This window comes from Persicimonas caeni, assembly GCF_006517175.1.
Lineage (GTDB): Bacteria > Myxococcota_A > Bradymonadia > Bradymonadales > Bradymonadaceae > Persicimonas > Persicimonas caeni.
Window position 1 is genome coordinate 4,214,733 of the sequence record NZ_CP041186.1, and the last position, 23,891, is coordinate 4,238,623.

General features: G+C 60.3%; 16 protein-coding genes. 13 read left to right on the forward strand and 3 right to left on the reverse strand.

Translation table 11 applies throughout. The annotated features are described in order from the left end of the window. Positions 1-62: 62 nt before the first annotated feature. The 3 genes from FIV42_RS15530 to FIV42_RS15540 all read right to left on the reverse strand — a co-directional run bounded on the left by FIV42_RS15530 (position 63) and on the right by FIV42_RS15540 (position 2,662). Positions 63-563: a hypothetical protein gene (locus FIV42_RS15530; protein ID WP_141198579.1), complete on the reverse strand. Its 501-nt coding sequence runs from the start codon at positions 561-563 to the stop codon at positions 63-65. After that, positions 560-1,495: a hypothetical protein gene (locus FIV42_RS15535; protein ID WP_141198580.1), complete on the reverse strand. Its 936-nt coding sequence runs from the start codon at positions 1,493-1,495 to the stop codon at positions 560-562. Before FIV42_RS15535 ends, FIV42_RS15530 begins: the two co-directional genes overlap by 4 nt. 99 nt (positions 1,496-1,594) lie before the next feature. Then, the gene (locus tag FIV42_RS15540; protein ID WP_141198581.1) at positions 1,595-2,662 is read right to left on the reverse strand and encodes a helix-turn-helix transcriptional regulator; all 1,068 of its coding nucleotides are present in this window, start codon (positions 2,660-2,662) and stop codon (positions 1,595-1,597) included. A gap of 422 nt (positions 2,663-3,084) precedes the next feature. On the opposite strand from FIV42_RS15540, the gene FIV42_RS15545 reads away from it, so the two are divergent. The 13 genes from FIV42_RS15545 to FIV42_RS15605 all read left to right on the forward strand — a co-directional run bounded on the left by FIV42_RS15545 (position 3,085) and on the right by FIV42_RS15605 (position 23,518). After that, the gene (locus tag FIV42_RS15545) at positions 3,085-4,536 is read left to right on the forward strand and encodes a M20/M25/M40 family metallo-hydrolase (protein WP_141198582.1); all 1,452 of its coding nucleotides are present in this window, start codon (positions 3,085-3,087) and stop codon (positions 4,534-4,536) included. Beyond that, positions 4,533-5,933 (forward strand): hypothetical protein, encoded by a 1,401-nt coding sequence (locus FIV42_RS15550; protein WP_141198583.1) that lies wholly within the window; start codon positions 4,533-4,535, stop codon positions 5,931-5,933. The genes FIV42_RS15545 and FIV42_RS15550 overlap by 4 nt, the downstream gene beginning before the upstream one ends. Continuing rightward, a complete protein-coding gene (locus tag FIV42_RS15555) occupies positions 5,930-6,892 on the forward strand; it encodes a hypothetical protein (RefSeq protein WP_141198584.1) in 963 nt (320 codons plus the stop codon). The genes FIV42_RS15550 and FIV42_RS15555 overlap by 4 nt, the downstream gene beginning before the upstream one ends. A 62-nt stretch (positions 6,893-6,954) precedes the next feature. Further along, positions 6,955-8,016, forward strand: coding sequence for a hypothetical protein (locus FIV42_RS15560; RefSeq protein ID WP_141198585.1), 1,062 nt, complete (start codon positions 6,955-6,957; stop codon positions 8,014-8,016). Continuing rightward, on the forward strand, positions 8,007-8,783 hold the full coding sequence (locus tag FIV42_RS15565; RefSeq protein ID WP_141198586.1) for a glycosyltransferase family 2 protein: 777 nt from the start codon (positions 8,007-8,009) through the stop codon (positions 8,781-8,783). The genes FIV42_RS15560 and FIV42_RS15565 overlap by 10 nt, the downstream gene beginning before the upstream one ends. Further along, positions 8,762-10,039 (forward strand): TIGR00725 family protein, encoded by a 1,278-nt coding sequence (locus tag FIV42_RS15570; protein WP_141198587.1) that lies wholly within the window; start codon positions 8,762-8,764, stop codon positions 10,037-10,039. The genes FIV42_RS15565 and FIV42_RS15570 overlap by 22 nt, the downstream gene beginning before the upstream one ends. Next, positions 10,039-10,926, forward strand: a complete 888-nt coding sequence (locus FIV42_RS15575) for a polysaccharide deacetylase family protein (RefSeq protein ID WP_141198588.1) — start codon at positions 10,039-10,041, stop codon at positions 10,924-10,926. Before FIV42_RS15570 ends, FIV42_RS15575 begins: the two co-directional genes overlap by 1 nt. Positions 10,927-10,957: 31 nt before the next feature. After that, on the forward strand, positions 10,958-11,941 hold the full coding sequence (locus FIV42_RS15580) for an SDR family oxidoreductase (RefSeq protein ID WP_141198589.1): 984 nt from the start codon (positions 10,958-10,960) through the stop codon (positions 11,939-11,941). Between the two features lie 133 nt (positions 11,942-12,074). Beyond that, positions 12,075-18,005 (forward strand): DUF3320 domain-containing protein, encoded by a 5,931-nt coding sequence (locus FIV42_RS15585; RefSeq protein ID WP_141198590.1) that lies wholly within the window; start codon positions 12,075-12,077, stop codon positions 18,003-18,005. A gap of 99 nt (positions 18,006-18,104) precedes the next feature. After that, positions 18,105-19,349 (forward strand): hypothetical protein, encoded by a 1,245-nt coding sequence (locus FIV42_RS15590; RefSeq protein ID WP_141198591.1) that lies wholly within the window; start codon positions 18,105-18,107, stop codon positions 19,347-19,349. Then, positions 19,346-19,891 (forward strand): condensin complex protein MksE, encoded by a 546-nt coding sequence (locus tag FIV42_RS15595; RefSeq protein WP_141198592.1) that lies wholly within the window; start codon positions 19,346-19,348, stop codon positions 19,889-19,891. The genes FIV42_RS15590 and FIV42_RS15595 overlap by 4 nt, the downstream gene beginning before the upstream one ends. Then, a complete protein-coding gene (locus tag FIV42_RS15600) occupies positions 19,888-22,656 on the forward strand; it encodes a coiled-coil domain-containing protein (RefSeq protein ID WP_141198593.1) in 2,769 nt (922 codons plus the stop codon). The genes FIV42_RS15595 and FIV42_RS15600 overlap by 4 nt, the downstream gene beginning before the upstream one ends. After that, positions 22,646-23,518, forward strand: a complete 873-nt coding sequence (locus FIV42_RS15605) for a hypothetical protein (RefSeq protein ID WP_141198594.1) — start codon at positions 22,646-22,648, stop codon at positions 23,516-23,518. The genes FIV42_RS15600 and FIV42_RS15605 overlap by 11 nt, the downstream gene beginning before the upstream one ends. Positions 23,519-23,891: the final 373 nt, after the last annotated feature.

Consider the following 23,891-nt stretch of genomic DNA (forward strand, 5'->3'; position numbering starts at 1 on the left):
CCGGAGTGGGTTTGTCAGCATATTTGTGGCGCCAGTGTAGCAGCGGCGGAAAAGTGATCAACCTATGTCTGTCGCGGCGGAGGTCCTTCTGGAAGAGCAATCGCGTTTCGAATGGTCGCATGGATTTCTTCAGGCCAGTACGCATCGAGCAAGCTCTTGGCCAGGTCGTAGCGCATCCACGGGTGCTGGATGAGCGCCTGCCACAACCGCTCTTCGCAGACGCCGACGACCTTCCCGTCGGCGTTGGGCTCGAGACGCCAGAATCCGTGCTCCTGGAACCGCCAGAATGGGTAGTTTGGGGCGGACTCACCGCCGATGGGCTTCGAGAACCGCTCGAGTACTGTTTGGAGTTGCGTCGCGTGCTCCTCAAAGCGCATGGAGCCGGGCTTGTATCGGCATGCCCGCGCAACAAGGAGCAAGACGAAGACCGCTTGAGCGGGGTCGTGAATCGGCTCGCCGATGTCGTCGCGTCCTGCGAGTTGCTCGGTCAGAGCTGCCCATCGCATGATCGGGTGCTTCTCGAAGAAAGACGAAGGGATGTTTCGGCGGTCATTGACGTTCATGATTCGAGCTCCATGTGGCGGTTGAGTATCTTCAGAAACCTGTCACCCCGGATCCAGTTCGACCGTTTCTTCTTTCCCTTGCCGTCGGTCGCCGAATCGAGCTTGTAAGAGCGCTCCAACAGGTACGCCTCGCTCGAAGATTTGAGCTTCGACACGCCCCCAGAGAAGCCCACCAAGAGCGCCTCCCCGTGCTCTTTGCAGAGGCGCATCGTCTCTGCGAACCCACAACGTTGGCTGTAGTTGATTCCTCCGCCCGTGCTGCCGACGCGAGATGCCCGATATCGCGCGTTGGCCGCAGCCAAGCGCTTCGAGATGTAGTGGTTTTCGCCGACCAGTCCCGCTGCAAACGTGTGGATGTCCTCCCACGAGATGATCAGGTCGCAGTCGTAATCGGCGAGCTCCAAATTCGTCTCGGGGCTCAAATAGGCGTGGCAGGTTTGCTCGATGTGCGGAGCGAGGTAGCGAACCATCAATTCGATCTCTTCCTTCTGCGAGCAAAGCTGCTGGTTAATCCTTGCGGGACTCTGATCGGAGACGAAGAACTTCCCTTCGATCACCAGGAGCGTATTGCCGGCCAAGATGACGACATCTGGCACGCTCTGGCCGTCGGTAACGTCGACCGTATCGTCACAATCGTTGACGTCGGCGATCAGTGTGGCGAGCTCATTCGGGTAGTAGCAGCTGAGCTCCCGCTTGATGTTGAACTCCGTAAGTACTTCGAGATGACCGGTGGTATCGATGCTCGCCGGGCGCACCAGTTTTCCGTCGTCGACACGCGCCACCTGTAGCTCCTTCTGCTCGATGAGCCACTGGAAGAACTCGTCGACCCCGCGCAGGTTGTCGTGAAACAGCAGGCCGGTCAGCAGCGCGGAGGTGAAGTAGCGTTCGGTGCGACACAAGTCGTCGAGACGTGTTTGGGGAGGGCGATGCATAGTGTGCTCATTTGTGAAGTGACAGTTCATTTTCAATCAGTAGTGCAGCGTATATTTTCGTTCCGCCAGCCAGAGCAACATAGCGGGTCCTGCGACAGACTATGTCGCAGCGCTGTCATCGGCTTCGTCGTCGTATCGGGCCAGCGCCTTCTCGAGCCGCTCACGCACTTTCATTCGGAGCGCCGGCGGCTCCAGCACTTCGACGTGCTCGCCCATGCCAAGAATCCAGTCGACAAGCTCCCAATACCCGCACACCTCGAGCGACATGATGATGCTTCCGTCAGGCTGGTGCTCGAAGTTTTGGCTCGAGTGCCAGCGCCGCTCGAGGACGTAGGGCGCGTACACCTCGTCGATGTGAAGCCGGATGTGCTCGAGCTCTCCGACGGTAGCAATCCCGAAGGCGTCGGCGAGGAAGTCGTCTGGGGCGAAGTCTTTGGGGTAGTCGAAGCTGGCGTCGGTGCGTCGGCATTCGGCGTGCTCGATGCGGTCGAGTGCGAGCAAGATGCGCCGGTCATCACCGTGCCAATCGCCACCTGCGACGTCGCAGATGAAGTAGACTCCGCCGCGGTGGAGCACCAAGCTCAGCGGCTGGATGCAGAGCTCGCGAGGGTCCTTGCCGCCTGCGGCGCGTCGGTGTGAGAGATATGAAACGTCGGCGGGCTTTTCGTAGAGGAGGCCGTCGGTCAGCTCGACCAAAACTTCCTGCAAGTCGGGGCGGGTTCGGTAGTCCTTATCGCCAAGCCGCACCGCATGGATTTTCTGCTCGATGCCGTACAGGCGATGACGCTGCCCAGGGTTGAGCGCACTGCGCAATTGGTCGAGCAGCGGTTCGAGCTCCGGGGCAAAGCGGCGGCCGGCGAGGAAGTCGGTGGTCTTTGCGCCCACGGCAACGGCGAGTACCTGCCACGATGACAGTTCCCACCTGCGCTTCTTGCCGACGAGTCGGTAGGCGACTTCGGGTGTTTCGACACGCTCGAGTTGTAGGACTTCGCGCAGTACGCTGATGTCCCGCTCGAGCGTGCGACGGCTCACGCCGAACTTCTCGGCGGTGTGTTTGGCGCGAAGGTGCGCGCCGTCGTTGAGCATGTCGTAGAGGATGAGGAGGCGGTGGGCCTGCGAGTAGGCTTTGGCCGGGCGGCCGGGCTTGGTGGTGTCGGTCGTTGTCACTGAGACCCCCGAGTGCTTGCGTCAGGTGAACGTCAGGATAGCCTACTAAGACGATTTGAAACAGCCTGGGCCCACACTATTGGCTCCCGGCCCACCACTTTTGCAGCGATGAGGTCGAGTCGATGGCGCGCGTTAATGCAGTGGATAGGTGCAGCGCTCTACTGCGAAATCACTTGCTGGACAGGACACATCACTCGCAGTTAGTATCAAGCCGAACTGAGCATTTTCTTGGGCATGGTGGGAGCGGAACATGCGACCAGCGGCGCTTGAGGCGTTTATTAGAGCGAATGCGGGTCGGTAGATATCAACCCCACTTTGTCCTAGTTACATCACGCCGCTCAACTTCCAGTAAATGAGTAGGGGGGACCGATCAAAAAGCGTCACGAGCCGCGTCTCCTGCAGTAAGTCGATACGGAGTATGTATGACGACATCGCCATACCTGGCATCTGTTCACGATCGCATAGGCGGCATTCCTGAAGTCATGGGGCCTTGGCAACTCGAGCTCCTGCTCGCCCATGGTCTCGACCAGAATTCGACCGTTGTCGACATCGGGTGTGGCACGCTGAGAGGCGGGCTCCATGTCATTCGACACTTGGAACCCGGCCGGTACGTCGGCGTTGACCCATTAGCAGAGCTCGTCGAGGAAGGACGCAAGCTCGTGCGGGAGGCTGGGCTGGCTGATAAGAACCCCGTGCTAGGCTGCCTATCGGACCTCTCGAACGTAACGTCTCGGTCGGCGGACTTTGTGCTCACTCAAAGCGTGTTGAACCATCTCGGCGCCGAGCAGGTCGAGGCTACGGTAGCACGCGTCGCCTCGGTACTCGCAGATGATGGCAAGTGGTTGTCGACGGGGCGGATCTCCGAGGCGGTCGAGCGCGTCGATGAAGGGCAACCGCACCCGAGGCGACCGAACGAACGGCTGGACAGCGTGATGGGGAGGGCGTGGTTCGAGAGGCTCCTGAGTGAGCATGGTCTCGTGATAGAGACCTTGACCGGACACCCTCATCCTCGCGGACTCGATGTGTTCTGCGTACAACGTCTAGATTCCACCATTTCTGCACGTATTGAGAGTACCCTCAGCCAACTTCTCGAGTGGGACACGTCGCCTGACGGAGCCGACTGCCAGGTGATGGCCGAGTGGCTGGAGAGCGCCGCCGGTGAACTTGGTTTTGACACGCACCGCTTTGGTGACGCGCAAGCCCCACTGCTGATCTTCCGACGTTCGGCGACCGGCGGTGGTCGGGGTCGCGTGGTGATGTACAACCACTACGATGTCGATCATATCGAAGATGGTTGGAACACTCCCCCACTCAACCTTACGCAAATCGACGAGCGCTGGTACGGCCTTGGCGTCGCCGACAACAAGGGAGTGTTAGCAGCACGTTTGGAGGCCCTGCGCGACCTCGATCGAGCTCCAGAGATATGGTGGCTGGTACAGGGCGAAGAGGAATCAGGTTCTCAGACGCTCAGACGGTATCTTGAAGAGCATGGTCTGCCGGACGCCGATTGGTTCCTCGATGAGAACGGTAAGACCGATGCGGAGGGGTCCCAGAGGTTGCTCACCTATCGCCAACTCGCCGACGGCAAGCGAGAGCCATTGACGCCAGAAGACCTGGAACTCGTACGTCGCGCCACGCGAGTGGCCGGTGAACATCGACACGTGGAGGTCCGGCCGCTCAATAAGGCGCTGGTACCCGGAGGGTGCGCCTTTCAAGCAGCGCTGCCTGCCGGCAGTCGATACGTGGGACTTGGCTCCAATGATGGTGAGACACGAATTCACGCACCGAATGAGTCGATTCCCATCGACGGAGCGGTCAAACACTGGATTCAGGTCCGGGCCCTCTTGGATAACATCGCAGCCAACGGTCAATGAAAGTCGTATCCGAAGAGCGTAGAGACGTCATCATTGGCGTGGTCGTCACCGATCGGGATGCTTGCCTAGGCCGATTATTGGCTTCTCTAAGGCCTGTTGATAGCGACCCGAGCGTCCATGTCGTCGTGCTGGATAATGGGACACAGCCGTCCAAGATCCCGCAGTTGCTCGAGCTTGCCGACAAACGTGCGAGAGGTCGGCGTCGCTGTGTGCGCAACAGTTCTTCTCGGGCGCCGCTACATAAAACACGCGTCCGACTCTCCCGTTGTATCGCAAACCTGACGAGACAATGGGCGATCGACGAGCCGATCGTGTGGATGGTCGATGATGACCTGGCATTCGAGCGGTTCCGGCTCGTCGACGGGCAGCTCGACTGCCAGAATATCGCCTCTCGACGCATCGAACAGATTCGCGATTTGGCCACACGCGACAAGTGTGACCTGCTGGTCTCCGGGTTTACTGGGGACGCTCCAGTTCGACCCAACTCGGTCATCTCCTGCCAACTCAGTGATTTGACCGCGGAACTGAAACGGCTTGCCGGCGCAGAACCGACCGAGCTTTACCAAGTGGCTCACGTCGACCCCACGCGATATCGAGGCGACTATTACTACTCACATAGTCAGGGCAGTTCAGCGCAGTGGAGGGAGCCGTACCCGTGGCTAACACGCTCCGGGGTGGGGCCAACCGTGGCAGAGCAGTTGGCCAAGATGTTGGACGACGCGCGAGGCATCGAATTCGGTCGTGGAGTGTTTCGTCCCCTGCTCGAGGAGCGTGACTCGAACGATGTGGAAATTGTCGACTCGATGGCTCCCAATCGGGGCGGCAACGCCGTTTTCTTTGGGGTGGAGCCGCTATTGGCTCATCGCTATCCGGCCTTTCCGGTCGGCGACGGACACTCCCGGCGCAGCGATATGATTGGGGCCACCATGCTCGCGCGCGAGCAAGGTTATCGTGTGGCAGAGGCCAACCTTTCACTACGTCACGACCGACGTGACCAGAGTGCAATCTCAGCGCATCCGCGAGAATGGAAGCGGGAGTTCGCAGGTGTGATGCTCGCCCGTATGGTCATGCATGGCATCCCGCCCGGTCTTTCTCCACACCAGTACTTGAGGCGTATTGCTGAAAGACGCGCCGAACGAATTCACAATGATGCAAAACATGTTACGGCTGAGGTCCAGGGGGCATTGGCGACGCTGGATCAACCGGCGGCTTGTTGGTGGAGAGACAGCAACTGTCGCCCATTGGCACACGCCCTAAGGGCTTCGCTCGTCCGAATCCGCCAGACATTCGAGCAAGCTCATCGCAGCCACGTATTCGAGGCGCTGGTCGCGGGCGATTTGCTTCGAGGTGTGCTCAGCGCCTATACGAGCCTTCATGCGTCACGGAGCGTCTTGTGAAGCAGTGGCTGGTGACCATGGGAGACTTCGATTCCTCAGATGGCATCCTCGTGAGGGTCGGCTGGACGGGAAAGCGGCTTCAGATTGTGTGGGGTCGTCGGTATGCGCTGCCGGCCGAACGACGATTGCACGGTAAGGGCTTTACCGGAGCTGACCTGCTCGCCGACGGCACATTGCTCGTCTGTGGGTTCAACGCCATCTATCGTCTCGAACCCCGTGAGAACAGCTTAGAGCCATGGCTTGTGCGTGATGACTTCAACGATCTTCATGATGTCGCGATCGCGGAGCGAGGACGTGAGCGGCGCGTGGTCGTTGCCAATACTGGGCACGATCAAATCGATGTCTTTGACGCCGGCGGCAAGCTGCTGACCCGCTGGCCGCTCGACCCTCTGACGCCGCAACTTCGACGAGCCGACAAGGACCCCTATTTCGACGAGTTTGCAGACCCTTCTAGGCCGCTCCACTTGCGCAAGCTACGTGATAACGTTCATCCGAACGCGGTGCTTGCACTGCCTGAGCAAATCTGGGTTTCGAGATTCACAGATCGCGCACTTGGTCCCGCCAATGGAGGCTCGGTCGCGATTCGCGTGCCTGGATGCCCGCACGACCTGGTGCCCTGGCGGGACAGGCTTTGGTTCACCACGACCGACGGGAGGGTCTGGTCGTTTCGACCATTCGAATCTGAGACCTCTCCGAGGTGTGAATTCGATTCGTTTTCATGTTCTGGACGCTCAGGGTGGGTTCGGGGGCTTGCGCTAACGGAAGAGCTTCTCGTACTCGGCTTCACGCGCATCTCCAGGATGCCCCGTGAGCGCTGGGCAGACCGACCGTTTGGTGACACGGCGACCGGCATACTCGTGGTCGACCGAGCCGACAATGCTGTGCTCGATTGGCTCTCGCTCGCCGAGCTCGGCCAGCATCCGAAAGTCTTTGGGATTTACCCGTGGAGGAACGCTTGAAGCCGCCCCGCTTACGATTGCTCTGCGACAGCAATCCGATGTGCTACGGGTCCAGTGCAGCCATGCTCGCTGTTCTCGAACACGTCGACGCTATCAGCACAGCGTTGGTTCGCGATGTCACCGCGGAATTGCTCGACCGCGACCGGGCCGTTGACCACGTAGTCCATGTCGACAACAAGTCGCCGGTTGCGGTCCGGGATGCAATTGATCCGGCACACTTCGACGCTGCTCTGGTCGTGAGCAACCAGAGCAACGTGGAGTTATACGCGGAACTCGGTTTGCCGATATTTTTTGTCGACGTGCTCTACTGGTGTGGGGCTCGCAAAGACCAGCCTGTGTGGAACCTCGCCGAGCGCACATTCGTCCAGCGTTTTCCGGGCGTGGCAGAGCGACTACAATCTCACGAGTATCGCGAAGAACCAATACAGGTGGGGCCGCTGATCCGCACAGCCGCGGTGCACCGAGGTGAACAGCGTGGCACGCTCATCCAAATCGGTGGTGCGCGTAGCCGTTGGGTTCGCCCCGGGGAAAACTCCGCCTTTCCGCGCATGGTCATCGACTGGATCTCTCACCATGACATCGACTGGCCGAAGCCGTGGACGCTGGCTGGCGGACGCGAAGCCGGCGAAGTCGCCCGGCAGCATCCATTGGCTGACCAGGTGGATATCGTTTCCTACCCCTACGACGAGTTCCTGAGCAGGCTAAACCAATCAGAGCTATACGTAACAACACCGGGGCAAGGCGCCATCTTTGAAGGGCTTCGCGCCGATGTCGACATGCTCGTGTTGCCGCCTCAGAATGCGACGCAGGTCCTACAGTTGCGAACCTATGAGCGAGAAGGACTTGTTGCACCAGGCCTCAATCTGCCAGCACTCGACCCGGCTTTTGACACGTCGCTGCTCGATTGCACGGAAGACCAACTCACGTCCGAGGTCCTGCGGTCGCTGCGTAGGATCGATTCTCAGGAGGTAGCGGATATTGTCGGCCGGCACCTTCAACGCCAGCACAAAGAACTCGATAAGGTACGCTTAGCCCGCCGAGAATTTACCGAGTTCCTCGGTCCTCGCGGCGGGCCTGTCGTTGCGGAGGCACTTTCCAGGTGGTGGGGCGAGCAATGGATGTAACCGCAGTCATTCCCACACGCGGGGACCGGCCGGTGATGCTCATCGAAGCGATTGAGTCGGTGGAACGGCAAATCGTCGAGGCTAGGAAGATCCTGGTTGTTGTCGACGCGAGTGACGAATCACGACAGCGCGTTTGCGAACTCATCGGAGAACGGCCGAACCTGGAGGTCGTAGCGACTGGAGGGGCCAAAGGCGTGTCAGTCGCGCGCAATACGGGTGCAGAACTGACCCAGAGCGAGTACATCGCGTTTCTGGACGATGATGACCTCTGGCGACCCGGTCACTTGGCCGCCTTTTTGGATGATGACTTTGATGTCGGCTTGTCTGCGTTTTGGAAGCAACGCCGAGACGTGTGCGTGCACGAGAAGACGCCGCCTGCGGTCTTGCACCCCCGACGCTTTTTCGCGACGAACGGCGGTTGCCGGGGCAGCAACCTGTTAGTGCGAAACGAATTTTTCCGATCTATCGGAGGATTTGACCCTCAGCTTCGCGCTTTCAATGACGTTGACTTCGCCATTCGTGCCTCGCTGGTCCCCGGCGTCAGATACCGACGAAATCGTAGTCGAGACGTGGTTTTTCGTTCCCATGTCGGCCGCCGTCTGTCCGGGGCCGGCTCTTCGGCGTATCGCGAAGGCGCGTTTTGTTTCTATGAGCGATATGCCGCGATGATGAGCTCGGTCGAGCGCGAGCGATTTAGAGTGTGGATTGCCAAGGTGGGACAGATTTCTTTAGCCGAGACGAAACGATGGGAACCATTGCATTCGTAGGAGGAATGGTCGGCGATACGCTCGACGGAGCCACGCACCAAGGATTGCGAGCGCTAAAGCGGGCAGAGCGCGTTATCTTTCCGGGAGACTGGATCGGCGAGGAACTCCGCGGGTACTTCGGCGAACGGCTCCGATATGGGCGTGAGTTGACTGCCGACCAAGTATTGGATGCCTTTGACGGCATTGAGGAAGGCGCTGTGCTCTACGCCGGTGAGCCACGGGTTTTTACTGGCCGCCCCGGCCAGTTCCCGTCTGCCGCAACGCTTGCAGCTCAGCTCGAGGCCGGCGGACACCGCGTGCAATGGTGCACCGGATGTTCACTAGCACAGCTCGCCATCGATGCCGCAGGCGTGTCGCTGGAGGTCGAGCGGGAGGACGCGCTCATCGTCACGCCGCCGCTCTATGGTGACGGACGTGGGCGTCACGAGCTCGCGCAGCACGCCTCAACTCGTGCGACATTGGTCATGCTGTGGGCGGAAGACGCCGGTGCGGAAGCTTGGAAGATACTTAGCGGTAGTCGATCCCGGAAGACGCGCGTTTCGATCGTATCCCGTCTCGGGATGACGGATGAGCATGTTCACCAAGGTGAGCTAGGTGAGCTCGAGGATCATTTTTCAGACCTCGCGATGCCTTCGTCCATTGTGGTGCAGCCATGCCCCGAGATGCGAAGGCAAAGAGCTCCGAGCGAGCTATCAGAGACGCGTCCGAACGGCCATCGAAGTTCCCGACGCGTTGCCGTCGCAGTGGTCGGTAGCGCTCGCGCGACCGCAACAGATTTGGCAAACGCGGAGACGCTCGGCCGCGAGCTCGTCGACCGAGGTTGCACCATCGTTACAGGCGGTCTTGGTGGAATCATGGAGGCTGCTTGTCGTGGGGCACGCTCCTCGTCGAGCTACGTTTACGGTGCGACCGTTGGTGTGCTGCCGACCTATGAGCCACATGACGCCAATGAGCACTGTGATATCGTCGTCGCCAGTGGCATGAACCACGCGCGGAACGTGATGGTAGCTGCCTCGGCAGATGTAGTCGCGGCTGTTGGAGGACGAGCTGGTACACTCAGCGAAATTGCCTTTGCTTGGACACTCGGGCGCCCCGTAGTCGCCGTGGCTGCGGAAGGATGGGCGAAGGAGCTGGCCGGGCGCGCCTTGGACGACAGGCGCGATGATGTAATCCACGGGCCCCTTTCGCCAGTTGAAGCAGCAGACTGCTGTGCGAGGCTTGGCAGAAATCGCAAGCCGGAGCGCAGAGAATTCTGATGGTTGAGTTGAGGATCGAGTGTTTTCACCGAGTGCTGCCGTCGGAGGCTCGAACGAGCCAATGGCCGTACTTCGCCCGCGGCTCGGCAATGACGGTAGAGGAGTTCGATGACCGACTTGCCTACCTGGCGCGTCACTACGAGATCGTCGACGAAGTTCAGGTTGCCAAGCTGCTAGACGGAGAGGCCGCTTCGAGCCGCGCGTGTTGGATCACGTTTGATGATGGGTACGCAGATGTCCTCGACCACGCAGCGCCTGTCGCCGCCAAGTATGGTTTTCGCCCCAGTATCTTCATGACCACACGGGCATTGAGCGGCGAGTGGTGGCCTCCCGTGGACCGCTGGTATTCGGTGCTGCGCCAGGCAGAACGGCAGCTATTTCGACTCTCACACGACAGAATTCACGAGTGCTGGGAGCTTCGCACTGAGTCAGGAAGAGAGCGAGCCGTCGTCGGTAAGCTCAAGTCGGCCTACTTGGACGCAACACCTGCTCGGCAGGCGGAGATGCTCGAGACGCTCGCCGACGAGTTCGACATAAGCGATGCATTGGCCCAGGTTCCTGCTTTCCTGAAAAGCAGTGATCTTGTCGAGCTGTCATCGATGGGATGGTACGTCGGGCCACACGGCCACCAACATCGATTGCTTCCGCTGTTAGCTCCAGAGCAACTCGAGGCGGAAGTCTTACATTCGGTCGAAACCCTCGAACTGCTTCCGTTGCGAAACCGGTCGAGTTGGTTCGCGTACAGCGATGGGCGGCACGACCCGCGTGTACGTCACCAAGTATCTAGGCTGCTTTCATCGCGTGGCTATCGAGGCGCGCTGACAATCGAAGGTCGCCCGGCAAGCGGTAAGAGCGACCTGTGGTCAACGCCTCGTTTCATTGCTTGATGTTCATTGTTATAGTTTAGGAGTTTTTGGGGTGCGTTATCTCGTCACCGGCATCGCAGGATTCATCGGAAGTCATATCGCTGAGGCCCTGGTCGAGCGAGGCCACGAGGTGCGCGGGCTCGATAACTTTGCCACCGGCTCGCGGCAAAACCTCGAACCCTTCATCGAGGAGATCGAGTTTGTCGAGGGAGACATTCGTGACCTCGATACCTGCCGGCAGGTTTGCCAGGGAGTCGATTACGTCATTCACCAAGCTGCGTTGGGCTCCGTTCCGCGCTCACTTCGTGATCCGCTGACATGTCACGAAGTGAACGCCACCGGAACACTTCACATGCTGATTTCAGCCCGTGATGCAGGAGTCGAAGCATTTGTCGCCGCGAGCAGCAGCTCTGTTTACGGCAACACCGACACGCTTCCCAAGCATGAGGGTATGAAGCGCCGGCCACTTAGCCCTTATGCCGCGAGCAAGGTCGCAGCCGAAAACCACCTAGAGATCTTTGCTAGTGCATACGGATTAGCGACGGTGGGTCTTCGCTACTTCAACATCTTCGGCCCACGACAATCTCCTGACGGACCCTACGCTGCTGTCATCCCCCGATTCATCCGGCAAATGCGGGCGGGTGACACGCCGACGATCTTTGGCGATGGAGAGCAAAGCCGCGACTTCACTTACGTAGCCAATGCTGTGCGGGCGAATCTCCTTGCGGTGGAGCGTGCTTCGCAAGTCGCAGGAACGGTCATCAATGTTGGTTGCGGCGAACGCATATCTCTCAATGTTCTCTACAGACGAATAGCGCGTCAGGTCGGTTTCGATAAGGGCGCGAGGCAGGGCGACCGGCGGCCTGGAGACGTGAAGCACAGTCTGGCGGACATTACTCGGGCGTGTGATTTGGTTGGCTACTCGGCTTCCATCGGCTTGGACGAAGGTCTTGCGCGTACAGTCGAGTGGTTCAATGGGGAGTGGCCAGACACTTCGCTCGCGCCGCCTCGTCGTCGGGAACATGTGACTACATGAGGGCGAGAGGCAGCGCCTTAGCATCTCACTTGTATCTTCTCAATCATTGCGAGTATCCTCACCCTCACAAAGCCGAAAGCCATCTTTCCAATTGCTCGTCTGAGCGCTCCCAAAGCACTGGTCAGGGGGGATTATGGACACGTCCCAATTTAACTGGAACGACGTCGAAGTCACCGTCGAATACGGTGGTGTCGTCAACTACGCCCTCCAACAAAACCGCATGCCCGTCGTTTCGGCGCTGAGCCTGGAGCACAAAGGCGGCGACGCGCTTCGCGACGTCCGAGTCGAGCTGGCCACGCGAGTCGACGGCAGCGAACCCTGGACCGCCCAACTCGCCAAGCTCGAGCCTGAGCATATCTGGAACAAGCGCCAGATTAACCTCGACTTTCCCTCCGACGAGCTCGCCGGGCTCGATGAAAGAAAGCGAACGGAGCTCGTGCTGAGGCTCGCGGCGAAGAATGTCGAGCCGGCCGAGTTCGAGCTTCCGATCGAGTGGCTCGCGTACAACGAATGGCATGGCGTGAGTGTGCTGCCGCAGATCTTGTCAGCCTTTGTGCTGCCGAACCATCCCGACGTTGTCCAAGTGGTCACGCGGATGCGCGACATCATGGAGCGTTGGACGGGCAACGGCTCGCTGCCGGGATACCAGACGGGCGACCCGGACCAGGTGCGCAAGATGGCGGCGAGCGCATATGGTGCGCTCCAAGAGCTCGGCTTCAGCTATGTTGACCCGCCGGCGAGCTTCGAGACGGCGGGGCAGAAGGTGCGTACGCCCGAGCAGATGCTCAACAGCCGGATGGGCACGTGCTTGGATGTCACCCTGCTCACGGCGGCGGCGCTCGAGCACATCGGCTTGCACCCCATTCTGGTGGTGATTCAGGGCCATGCGTTTGTCGGAGTGTGGCTCAGAGAAGAGACGTTTGCGGAGCCAATCGTCGACGACCCGACGCAGCTTCGAAAGCGCGCCAAGCTGTCCCACGCGCTATTCTTCGACCCGACGTTGGCCGTCTCCGGAGGCGGGCTTTCGTTCGAAAAGGCGGAGGCCAAGGCTCTGGCACATGTCGAGGATTTTCCAATCTTCGAGGTGGCGGTCGATGTGCGCGCCGCTCGTCTGACCGGCATTCGTCCGATGGCGTCTCGGGTCTTTGATGAGGATGGACGTGTGCGTCTGCTCGACCATTCGAATCGTGAGGACCGCGTCGAGGCCGCTGCGCCGTCGCTGCGTCCTGACGCTGCGGAGCTCGAGGGCCGCGCCCAGCAGCATTTGGCGCGCGTGGCTCAGCTCGATGAAGACGAGTTTGGCCGTCTGCAGCGTTGGCGTTCGAAGTTGCTGGATCTGTCGCTTAACAACCGCCTTCTCAACTTCAAGCACACTCTGTCGACTGCCATGCTGCTCCACCAAGACCTGGGGCGGCTCGAAGATGCGTTGGCCACAGGAAAGACGTTCAAGCTGCACCCGAAGCCTCAAATGATCGGCGCCTTGTCGCCGATGTCGGACGATGTGCAGCAGCTCTACGACGACCAGGACAAGCTTCGCGAACTTCTCGACAACGACCTCGATGCAAAACGGCTGCACTCGGCATATCCTCCGGCCGAGCATGCCAAACGACTCAAGAAGATCTATCGCGACGCGCGCCGCGAGATGCAGGAGTCGGGCGTCAACTTGCTGCACGTCGCTGTAGGCTTCTTGCGTTGGTTCGACCCGAACAGCCCACAGACGCCGCGGCTCGCCCCGCTGATCTTGCTTCCGGCCAAGCTCGAGCGAGTGTCGGCGACAGACAACTACAAGCTGTCGCTCACCGATGACGAAGCGCTCATCAACCACTCGCTTCTGGAGAAGCTCCGCCAGGAGTTCTCGCTCGAGGTCGAGGGGCTCTCTGTCTTGCCGGAAGACGCTTCCGGGCTCGACATCGACCTTATCTTCAAGCAGTTCCGAGAGGCGATCCTCGACGCCAAGGGCTGGGATATCCTCGAGTTTGCCTTCCTGGGGATTCTCTCCTTCGGCAAGTTCATGATGTGGCACGACTTGCGTGCCAATGAAGAGCGGCTGTTCGATAACCCGGTGGCGAAACGCGTTCTCAACCCGACGGAGAACGTCGTCGCCAGTGAGGAGGACTCCTCGACTCAGTCGACCGGAGACAAGGTCACCGATTTCTGCGTGATGGAGGCCGATTCGTCACAGCTCGAAGCCGTGCGAGCGGCTTCGAAACGCGAGTCCTTCGTGCTCCAGGGACCGCCGGGTACGGGAAAATCCCAGACCATCACCAATATCATTGCGCAATGCTTGGCAGATGGACGGAACATCCTCTTCGTCGCCGAGAAGAAGGCGGCGCTCGAGGTCGTCTACAAGCGCTTGAGCAACGTTGGGTTGGACGACTTCTGTCTGAGGCTTCACTCCGACAGCGCCAATAAACGGGCTGTGGCAAGCCAGCTCGGCAATGCGCTGAGGCAGGCAAAGAAACACACCCCAACCGAGTGGGACGCGCTGGTCAAAAAATTGGAGGCTAGCCGCAGGCCCATCAATGCATATGTGGAGACGCTCCATCGGCGCCGGAACATTGGGTTGAGTATCTTTGAAGCAGTCGCGCGTCTCACCGAGCTGGAGGACGTACAGCAGATTGAGGTCGAGCTCGAGACTTCTGCGGACGAGCTTGGTGCGGAGCAGTTCTCGGCGACAAAAGAAGCCGTGCAGAGCTTTGCCGATTTCGCACGAGAGGTCGCGCCGGTCTCAGAGCATCCGCTTGCGGCGATTCGAGCAGAAGTCCTCGACCCCGACCGCCAGCGAAGCCTCAAAGAACAGCTCGAAGAACTCGCCGGTGCGATTTCGGACGTGCGCAAGAAACTCGAGGAATTGCCCGACGCGGTGCCGGCGCCCGATGACCAGACGTTGTCGGCGCTCGAGGCGCACGCCGAAGCGATGGCTGCATTATCGAAGCGACCGACCGGTGGGCGTCTGCTCGCCGCGACGTCCGGCTGGGAGATGCTTGCCCCGAGGCTCCAAGAGTCTATCGAGACAGGACGAGAGCTCCAGCAGTCACGAGCAACGCTCGAGGAGCGATATACCGACGAGCTATTCGAGCTCGACCTCCGCGACGCGCGACGCAAATTTGGGCAGTGGGGCGACGCCTTTTTTCTCATCGCCTTCTTCATGCTGTGGAGCGTACGGCGACAGCTACGTGCGGCGACAAAGGATGGCAACCTCGCCGACAACAACCGCGTCACCGAGCACCTCGACGTCGCACTCGAAGTCGGCAAACTAGAGCAGAAGCTATCCGAGCAGTCTGTGCCGCCCGAACTCCAGGGCACCCTATGGCAGGGAGCGTCGACGGACTGGGCCATGCTCGACGAGGCGTCTCAGTGGAGAGAAGCATATCGGCAGCGTTTGTCCAGCCTCGCAGCACGCGAGTCGTGGTCGCAGTTGGCACAGGAAGAAGTCCTTCCCTGGCAAGGCGGGGGTGAGTTTGTCGATGCTTATCGAGCGGCGGTCGAGCGTCTATCGAAAGCCTACCAAGCCGTGGTCGAGGCGACCGAGTTCGATGAAGAGAGTATCTTGGCCGCGGAGACTTGGCTCGAAAACTTGGACGACATGGTAAGTGGCTGGCGTAGCTCGATGGGCGAGCTTCGCCCGTGGTCGCTGTACCTGCGAGCTCGTGCCAAAGTGAGCGACGTCGGCTTGCCGCCGATTGTCGATGGGCTGGAGCAGGGTGACGTCGAGGCCGAAGAGCTTCCGCTCATCTCTGAGAAGGCGGTGCTCTCCTGGTGGACCGAGCGCATGATCTCGGCTGACAAGCAGCTTGTCTCCTTCAGTGGGCTTAGCCACAGGCGAGCTATCGAGAAATTTCGCGAGCTCGACCGCAAGTCGTTCGAACTCGCACAAAAGGAGATTCGCGCTCGCCTCAGTGCACAGATCCCAGAGCCTCGTGCAACCTCGACGAGCTCGGAGATCGGCATCTTGCTGCGCGAGATTCAGAAGAAGTCTCGTCACATCCCCATCCGCGAACTGTTCGATCGCATCCCTAACCTTCTGCCTCGGGTTGCGCCGTGCATGCTGATGAGCCCGATGAGCGTGGCACAGTATTTGAGTGACGACCCGGTGGATTTCGACGTCGTCGTCTTTGACGAGGCTTCACAGATTCCGCCGTGGGATGCGCTGGGCGCAATTTCGCGTGCCGACCAGTGCATTGTCGTGGGCGATTCCAAACAGCTTCCACCGACGAGCTTCTTCAGCAAGACCTACGAAGACGAAGAGATCCAGGAGGTCGAAGATCTCGAGAGCATTCTCGACGAGTGCGTCGCCTCCGGTCTGCAGTCGCGCCGGCTGCGCTGGCACTACCGAAGCCGCGACGAATCGCTCATCGCGTTTTCGAATTTCCACTACTACGACAACGACCTGTTCACCTTCCCGAGCGCGATGGACGAACTCAGTTCGCTGGGTGTTTCCTATCGTCACATCGAGGAGGGCTACTACGACAAGGGACGCACGCGGACGAACGAGGCCGAGGCGCGCGCCATCGTCGCCGAGATTGTTCAGCGACTCAAGGACCCCGAGGACGCTCGACGCTCCATCGGCGTGGTCACCTTCAGCCAAGCGCAGCAAACGCTCATCGAGGACCTGCTCGACGAGGCGCGACGAGACAACCCCTCGATCGAGCCGTACTTTTCGGATGCGGTCGCCGAGCCGGTCTTCGTCAAGAACCTGGAGAATGTGCAGGGCGACGAGCGAGACATCATGATGTTCTCGATCTGCTATGCGCCCGATGAGAACGGCAAGCTCTCGATGAACTTCGGGCCGTTGAACCGAAAAGGCGGCGAGCGTCGACTCAACGTTGCCATCACCCGAGCACGCGAGCAATTGATTGTGTTCGCAAAGCTTCGTGCAGAGCAGATCGACCTGACGCGGACATCGGCACGCGCTGTCGAACACCTCAAGACGTTCCTCAAGTACGCCGAGATTGGCCCGCGAGCCATCGCCGAGGCGACGACACGCTCGTCTGATTCCGCGGCGCATTCGGCCATCCAACGACGTATCGAGGAGTTTCTCAAAGACGCCGGATACGACGTCCGCACGAACGTCGGCTGCTCCGGTTATCAGGTCGACGTGGCGGTACGTCATCCCGACTATCCGGATACGTTCCTGCTCGGCATCGAGCTCGACGGCGAAAGCTACCGCTTGGGAAGTACGGCGCGGGATCGCGAGCGCACGCGGCTCGCTGTTCTGAAGAGCCTGGGCTGGCGTATCCACCGCATCTGGACGGCCGACTGGTGGCACAACCGCGACCGCGAATTGGAGCGTCTCAAAGCCAGGCTCGAGGAGCTTCGGAAGGAAGAGCCTCCGGCGTTGACGACTGCGACCAATGAAGTCGTCGTCGCCGAGGCCGACGAAGAGGAGGACGACAAGGGATTCGAGGACGTCGACGACGAACAACGAGCCTGGGTCGATGAGCTCCTGGACGGCGGACAGATCAACTACCTCGAGTTGGAGCGGGCTGTTCCGTACCGTGCCGCCGAACTTCGTGAAGACGTGCGAACGCAGGACCAGTTCAACAACGACAACAACCTTCCGGGCATCGCCCATAGCGTGATGAAAATCGTCGACAAGGAGTCGCCGGTTCTCACCGCCAGCGTGTTGCGCCGCGTTGTAAAGCACTGGGGCTATTCGCGTCTTTCGGGGCGTATCGAGAAGCGCATTTTGGACTCGCTTGCGTCGCTACCCGCTGGAAAGCGACCTCGACAGAAGGGTGAATTTCTCTGGTCTGCCGCCGTGACGCCATCGTCGTACCGTATCTTCCGTCCGTCGAAAGACGGTGAGACGCCGAGAGAAGCTGATGAAATCGCGCCCGAAGAGGCAGCCAATGCAGCCTATGCCATTCTTGGCTACAACATGTCGTTGCCGCCCGATGACCTTTACCGAGAGACGGTGCGGGCGTTCGGATTCTCACAACTTGGCAGCAACCTTCGCGAGGTGGCCGAGGAGGCTGTGGAGCTGCTCGTAAAGCAGGGGCGGGCGACGGTGGATTCGGGAATGGTGAGTGTGGTGAAGAAGGAAGCGGCGATGGCCGAGTAGGAACGTATGTAAATTCCGGTGCACCGGAAATTTTCGTCCGCTCATTTCCGGTGGTAATGTTGACTTGGACCGGGTTCCTCGCGACTGGCAAGACCAAGAATGACTGTTTCTCCCGAAGACTTCTTCCGATTCGCCAGCAAGTATCCGAGGCTGCTGGTGGCGTTGTTCGAGCGCAGCCGCGCGATTGATGAGGTCGATCTGCGCGCGCTTATCGAGCGTCACGCGTCCCAGGCGGCACCGAGCCTGGAGACTATCTATACCCAGTTGTTCGACTACGGGTTTTTGCAGGAGGCACCGGGCGCCGATTTGATTTTCGAGCTCAGCGGGCCGGTGCGCAGCCTGCTTGCCTGGCTGCTCAAGCGCCAGCAGTTGGCTACCGCTGAGGTGGTCATGGGTTACGTGAAGCGTCTGGGGCAGCTGACCGCCGAGATCGATCAGGCCCTCGACAGCGGGCGCGCCCACGCGCTCTCCCAGCCAATAGAGGAAGCCGACCACACCCTCGACAGCATCCGGGACATGGCTGAGGCGAATTTCGAGGCCATAACCACCCAGGCCTCGAATCTTAGAAGCCAGCGCGACCAGATTCGGGCGCGCGAGCGCTTCGAGATCGTCAACCGCGTTTGGGAGCAGGTACTCGTGCCGCTGGGCCAGCTCATCGAGGTCGGCGGTGCCTTGGACGTGAGTCTCAACAAGCTGGCCGGCGTGTTGGCGCGTGCTCCGGAGCTAAGCGGCTTGCCTCGTCCGACCCGGCGCGCTCTGCAGCGCACCGGCGCCAGGCTCGTGCGCACCCGCCGCATCGCCGGGGACCGCCATCGCGAGGCGATCGCGGAGATTGCGCCGCTCTACAAGCGACTTCGCGCCGATAGCCGACTGCTCGACGGCGCCAGCGCATTACTTCGACGGCTGTGGGCACAAGGGGCGTCAGGGCTAGATGTTGACGAGCGTCTCGCCTTGGTCAGTTGGCGCCCTTACGGCCTTGTCAGTGATGACCGACTATTGGCGCGCTTCGTCAGCCTGCAGGGCTACGAGCCCGAAGAAGAAGTTGAGATCGCCGCAGCTCCGCCGCCGGTAGAGCACCGCTTCCTTCTACGTGAGGAGGTTGCCGATGCACTCGCCGCCTCCGGTACAATCGACGATGTGCTCGCCTTCATGAGCCGGCACTGGCCGGACCACGGGCTCGCCGAGCTCTTGCGTGCCTACGGATGGGTCTATCGGGGGGACTTCGGCTCCGTAGACGTTCCCGAGGATGCCGGCGAGCGCCAGTACCGGGTTGGAGATACCACGGTTACTGCCTGGCCGCTTCGCTACCAAGCTGAGCATCTACCCACAGGAGGGGCGGTATGAATGCGAGCGATGCTACCGATCTACCCCATCTGGCTGAGGTCTTCGACCTATTGCGTAAGGGGCGGCATGTTTGCGAGGAGGACCATCGAATCTACTTTGCACTTCGCCAGCGCTTCGAGGATTTTCGCCACCTCTTCGATGCTCTGGGCTTCGAGTTAGTGCGCCACGAGCGCAAGTTCTTCTACTTTCGGGGCACCGGCGAGCTAGGCACCGGTGCGAGCCAAATGGTTGTCTTCTTCTTGGTGCTCATCGAGGCGCTGGGAGATGACGGGCGTGACGTGCACGCCGCGATCTTTGACGAGGAACATCGCGTGGCCGACTTGCCTCATTTGCGCCAGGAGCGCCACCGACGCCTATGCGCCGAGGTAGGCATTCACGGGGAGGATGAGTTGGACACTCAACTGCAGCGCATGGAGCGCTACGGCTTCGCCGAAGTGAACGGTGATTCTTTTCGATTTCGCGCACCGGTCTGGCGATTTGTTGAGCTGTGTTATGAAGCCGCCGACGCCCTCGATGAGGCTAGTGATCAGGAGGGCGCATGACCGCGCAGCGCGGACCGCAACGCCTGATTCTCATTCGATCGGGAGTCTATGACTTTGCCGAGATCGAGCTGGACGAACCGTTACACCTGGTCGCCGCCAACAACACCGGTAAGACCACGCTCATCGCCGCGCTGCAGTTTTTGTATCTGGACAACTTCCAGCAGATGTACTTCGCCCACTCACGTGACGCGACCAAACGCTACTATTTTGCCCATCCCAATAGCTTCATCATGTTTGAGTGCATGACGCAGGTTGGCTTGCGCGTGGTGGGCGTGCGAGGGCTGGGACCCGGCCAGGGCTACGGCTTCCAGCGGTTTACCTACGAGGGGGCCTTCGAGCGCGAGGATTTTCTCGACGGTCGCGTCAGCCGAAGCTGGGAGGACGTGCGTACCAGGCTACTCGACCGCAGGCTTCAGAACCTAGAAGCCAAAGATCTGCACCGCGCGCTGGTAGGGAGTCACAGCGATGTCGTGCTGGGGCTGGTGCCGCTTCGAAGCGCGGCTACCTACGAAAGTTTCGGTTTTCTGTTTCGCAACCTTCTGCGCCTTTCCCACTTGCCGGCAAGCGAACTAATCAACCTGCTCATTAAGGTCAATCAGCACGAGCTGAGCCGTGTCGCCGTCGACCTGCGTCGTGATTTCGAGGATCAATACCGTACCGCCAAACAGCAGGCCGCCGAGGTTGAAGAGCTCGCGGCGGTCGAGCCCCATATCGAGACGGCGCTCTCTACTATCGAGAAGCGCGATAACGCCCAGGCTGCCTGTATAGTAACATGGCAACAGCTGCAGGTGGCCGCCCAGGCCGAACATAAACGGCTGACCGAGAATTTGCAGGCGGCAGTGGACGATGAGCAGCGACTCGCCGATGAGCTTTCTGACGTCGAGCAGAGGCGTACCGAGCTCGACTTCGCGATCGACGACCACAACCGACGCGCCGCGGTGACCCGTGCGGAGATAGCCCATCTAGACGAGTTGCGCGAGCGGTTCGCCCAGTTTGACGCCGATGTCCAAAGGCGGCGGCGCACAGATTTGCAGGCACAGTTCGAGGACCTTGTCGGTCGGCTGCATGGGCTTGCCGACGACGATTTGGCACGTGTCCAGCGCGAGCTCGACCGCGTGCGCAGTGGGCTGCAACGCAACCGCCAACTGCTCGCTAATTTGGCTGACGCTGCGGTGACTTATCTTCGCCAGCGCTCGCAGTTGAGCGATGAGGACCTCGAGCGTGTCTTCTCAATGATACACCCTGATTTACTGCGCGTGCGCATTGGCGCTGACGGCGCCGACGTGCGTGACGAGGCAGGACTCTTTGCGCGGCTTCGCACCATCGCTGCCAGCTTCGACAAGGATGGCTACTGCGACGATACTGTGCGGCTGCCGGCTTCGGTGCTGCCCGAACCGCCTGATCTGGCGGTGTTCTCGGAGCCCGAGCGCATCCAAGAAGAAGTCAGCCAACTTGAGCGGCGCGCGCACATTCTCGAGCAGAAACTCCAAGATATCCGACGCCGTGCCGAACTTGAAGAGCGCCGTGATCAGGCCGACCAGCAGATCAAACGACTCGACCGCGATTTGGCCAACTACGCCGACTGGCGTGAGGCCGAGGAGGGCCGAGCCGAGTTGGAAGAGGGACTGGTTGACATAGAACGGACGCTCGCTGAGCTCGTCGAGCAACGAGACGCAAACACTCAACTTCGCGACCGGTTCAAAGCCGATATCGCCGAGGCACAGCGGCGCCAGAAGAGACAACGTGAGCAAATACAGGAGTTGGGTCGCAAACTCGACGCACTTGAGCCGCCGCCCGACATGCTCGATTCGTCGTCGGCCTTAGACCCTTCTCAGTCCGAGCTCGCTGTGGGCGAACTGCCGCTTGACACACTTCTCGGGCGGTTTCACAAGATGACTTCCAAGTACGAGCGCTACTTCCAAGAAGCCCAGACACATCTTAAGGACATCGACCACAGGACGACGTCGCGCTATGCCGGCAAGGACGAAGCCTCTACGGTCGAGAACCTCATCGAGGCGCGCGAGGCTCTCGATGATCAGAGACAGGCGCTCTCGGAGCTGTGGCAGGGCATCGTGCGCGGGCTGCACCGAGAGCTTCAGGACCTTCGTAACAGCCTCGATAAGCTCAAGCAGCAGGTGAGCCGGCTGAACCGCTCGCTGGGAGCGCGTCAAATCTCCAACCTCGCCGGTTTGAGGTTGGTGGTCCGCGAAAACGAACGGTTGGTCGCCAAGATTGACACTGTACTCGAGTGGGAGCGCGCACCGCTCTTCGTCGGCGGGCGTGCTGCCCAAGAATCGCTGCAGTCCATCGCTAATCTGCTGGAGGACTACCCGCAGCTTCGCCTCGAACAGCTCTTCGAGTTGCGCTTCCAGATCGAGGATGCCTCCGGCGCCAAAAAGTCTTTCGAGGCGCTCGACCGCATCGAATCGCAGGGGACGACCACGACGATCAAGGTCATCATTCACTTGGAGTTGTTGCGCATGCTGCTCGAGGAGGACCGCGCGCGCATCCCGTTCTTCCTCGACGAGGTGTCCGTGCTCGACGACCAGAATCTGCGCGGCATCATCGAGCATGCACGGCAGATGAACTTCGTGCCCCTGGTTGCTAGCCCCGATGCGCGCGACTGTGTAGATACGCTGTACTTCTTGAGCGCTTCTGAGGGCCGCGTTGTGCTGGATTGCCGCTCGCGCATGCGCTTGGATCGCCAGGACGAAGACGAACACGATGCTCTGGCGCGCGACGGGGAGGTCGTCCATGAGCGTTGATGCACTGGCCGATCGACTCGCCAGACTGCTCGACGAGGGCTCGTGCCCCGCCTCGGCCTTGAGCCGGGCGATGCGTCGGCGTCTGCAGCCGCTGTTCAACCTAGGGGTGCTCGTCGAGCGGCGCGCGGGAGCGGGATTTCGTGTCCAGTTGACTAGCCCGGAGGCACTTCTTCGCTGGATTGCCCGGGAGTATCCCTACGGGCTCGATGGCACCGATAAGGAGCTGCCTTCGCGCGCGCGTGGAATGGCCAACTTCGCCGACTCCAAGCGCGGCAGGGGCGTCGACGCCAGTCTGTTACAGCTCCGCGGATTCGGTGATGCGGTGCTGCGTCATGCCGACGGTGACATGCCCGTCGCCGAACTGACCCGCCGGTTCGGCGTCGCCTCGCTCGTGCTCGAAGAGCCTTTCGAGTGGGCTTTTTCAGGCCGTCTGACGATCGTTGAGAACTTAGAGTTCTTTCTAAGTGTCGAGCACCTCATCACCGATGTTGAAGTTGCGCTGTGGAGCCGCGGCCGCACCAGCAGTCGCGTGCTCAATTGGCTGGCCTCCCCACCCATGGCCCAAGCTACGGTCATTCACGCTGGCGACTACGACCCGGTCGGCCTCGACGAGTACCTCAAGCTTGCGGATGCTCTGTCGCTCGTCGGGGAGAGCACCCGTGTCGAACTGTTCGTTCCCGACGACTTCGTCGAGCGGCTGCAGCGCTTTGGACGTGCCGAACTCCTGAGCGATTCGGCCGAGGTGTTAGAGCGTGTGCGCAGCCAAGCCGACGACGCCGTGCGCGGTGTGCTTGCCGAGATCGACCGAATTGGGAAGGGACTCGAACAGGAGGGATTGCTGATTTCGCTTGATGGCGCGTGAGGCAATGTGCTGAGCGCCGCGTGGTTGAGACGGAAATGACGCAGCGGTGCTGTCTTTCGACCAGTCCTAAGATGGCAAGTCCCACAGTCGATTGCTCGAGTCCATATTGCCAACTTCCTCCAAGTCCCACATCTCACCCACCAACTCCCACACAAAGTCCCACATCGCTGCGTGTCGGGTCCTGCTTCGCGTTATCGTAACGTGTCGCAAAATCGCGGCGCTGCGGGGCCCTTTGCGGGGTTTAGGCTTTTCGAAGAGAGTTCTGTGGAGATTCCCAAGCTAGTTGTCGCGAGTTCAAATCTCGTCGCCCGCTTTGCCGAGAACCCCCGCATTTGCAGGGGTTTCGGCGTTTCTTGGGTGTGCAAAAAGGGCG

Bases quoted from the DNA above. Each gene is read 5' to 3' on its own strand.
- FIV42_RS15605 (WP_141198594.1), top strand. From the start codon at position 22,646: ATGAGCGTTGATGCACTGGCCGATCGACTCGCCAGACTGCTCGACGAG.
- FIV42_RS15550 (WP_141198583.1), top strand. From the start codon at position 4,533: ATGAAAGTCGTATCCGAAGAGCGTAGAGACGTCATCATTGGCGTGGTC.
- FIV42_RS15600 (WP_141198593.1), top strand. From the start codon at position 19,888: ATGACCGCGCAGCGCGGACCGCAACGCCTGATTCTCATTCGATCGGGA.
- FIV42_RS15560 (WP_141198585.1), top strand. From the start codon at position 6,955: ATGCTCGCTGTTCTCGAACACGTCGACGCTATCAGCACAGCGTTGGTT.
- FIV42_RS15585 (WP_141198590.1), top strand. From the start codon at position 12,075: ATGGACACGTCCCAATTTAACTGGAACGACGTCGAAGTCACCGTCGAA.
- FIV42_RS15590 (WP_141198591.1), top strand. From the start codon at position 18,105: ATGACTGTTTCTCCCGAAGACTTCTTCCGATTCGCCAGCAAGTATCCG.
- FIV42_RS15545 (WP_141198582.1), top strand. From the start codon at position 3,085: ATGACGACATCGCCATACCTGGCATCTGTTCACGATCGCATAGGCGGC.
- FIV42_RS15565 (WP_141198586.1), top strand. From the start codon at position 8,007: ATGGATGTAACCGCAGTCATTCCCACACGCGGGGACCGGCCGGTGATG.
- FIV42_RS15535 (WP_141198580.1), bottom strand. From the start codon at position 1,495: ATGCATCGCCCTCCCCAAACACGTCTCGACGACTTGTGTCGCACCGAA.
- FIV42_RS15530 (WP_141198579.1), bottom strand. From the start codon at position 563: ATGAACGTCAATGACCGCCGAAACATCCCTTCGTCTTTCTTCGAGAAG.
- FIV42_RS15575 (WP_141198588.1), top strand. From the start codon at position 10,039: ATGGTTGAGTTGAGGATCGAGTGTTTTCACCGAGTGCTGCCGTCGGAG.
- FIV42_RS15570 (WP_141198587.1), top strand. From the start codon at position 8,762: ATGGGAACCATTGCATTCGTAGGAGGAATGGTCGGCGATACGCTCGAC.
- FIV42_RS15595 (WP_141198592.1), top strand. From the start codon at position 19,346: ATGAATGCGAGCGATGCTACCGATCTACCCCATCTGGCTGAGGTCTTC.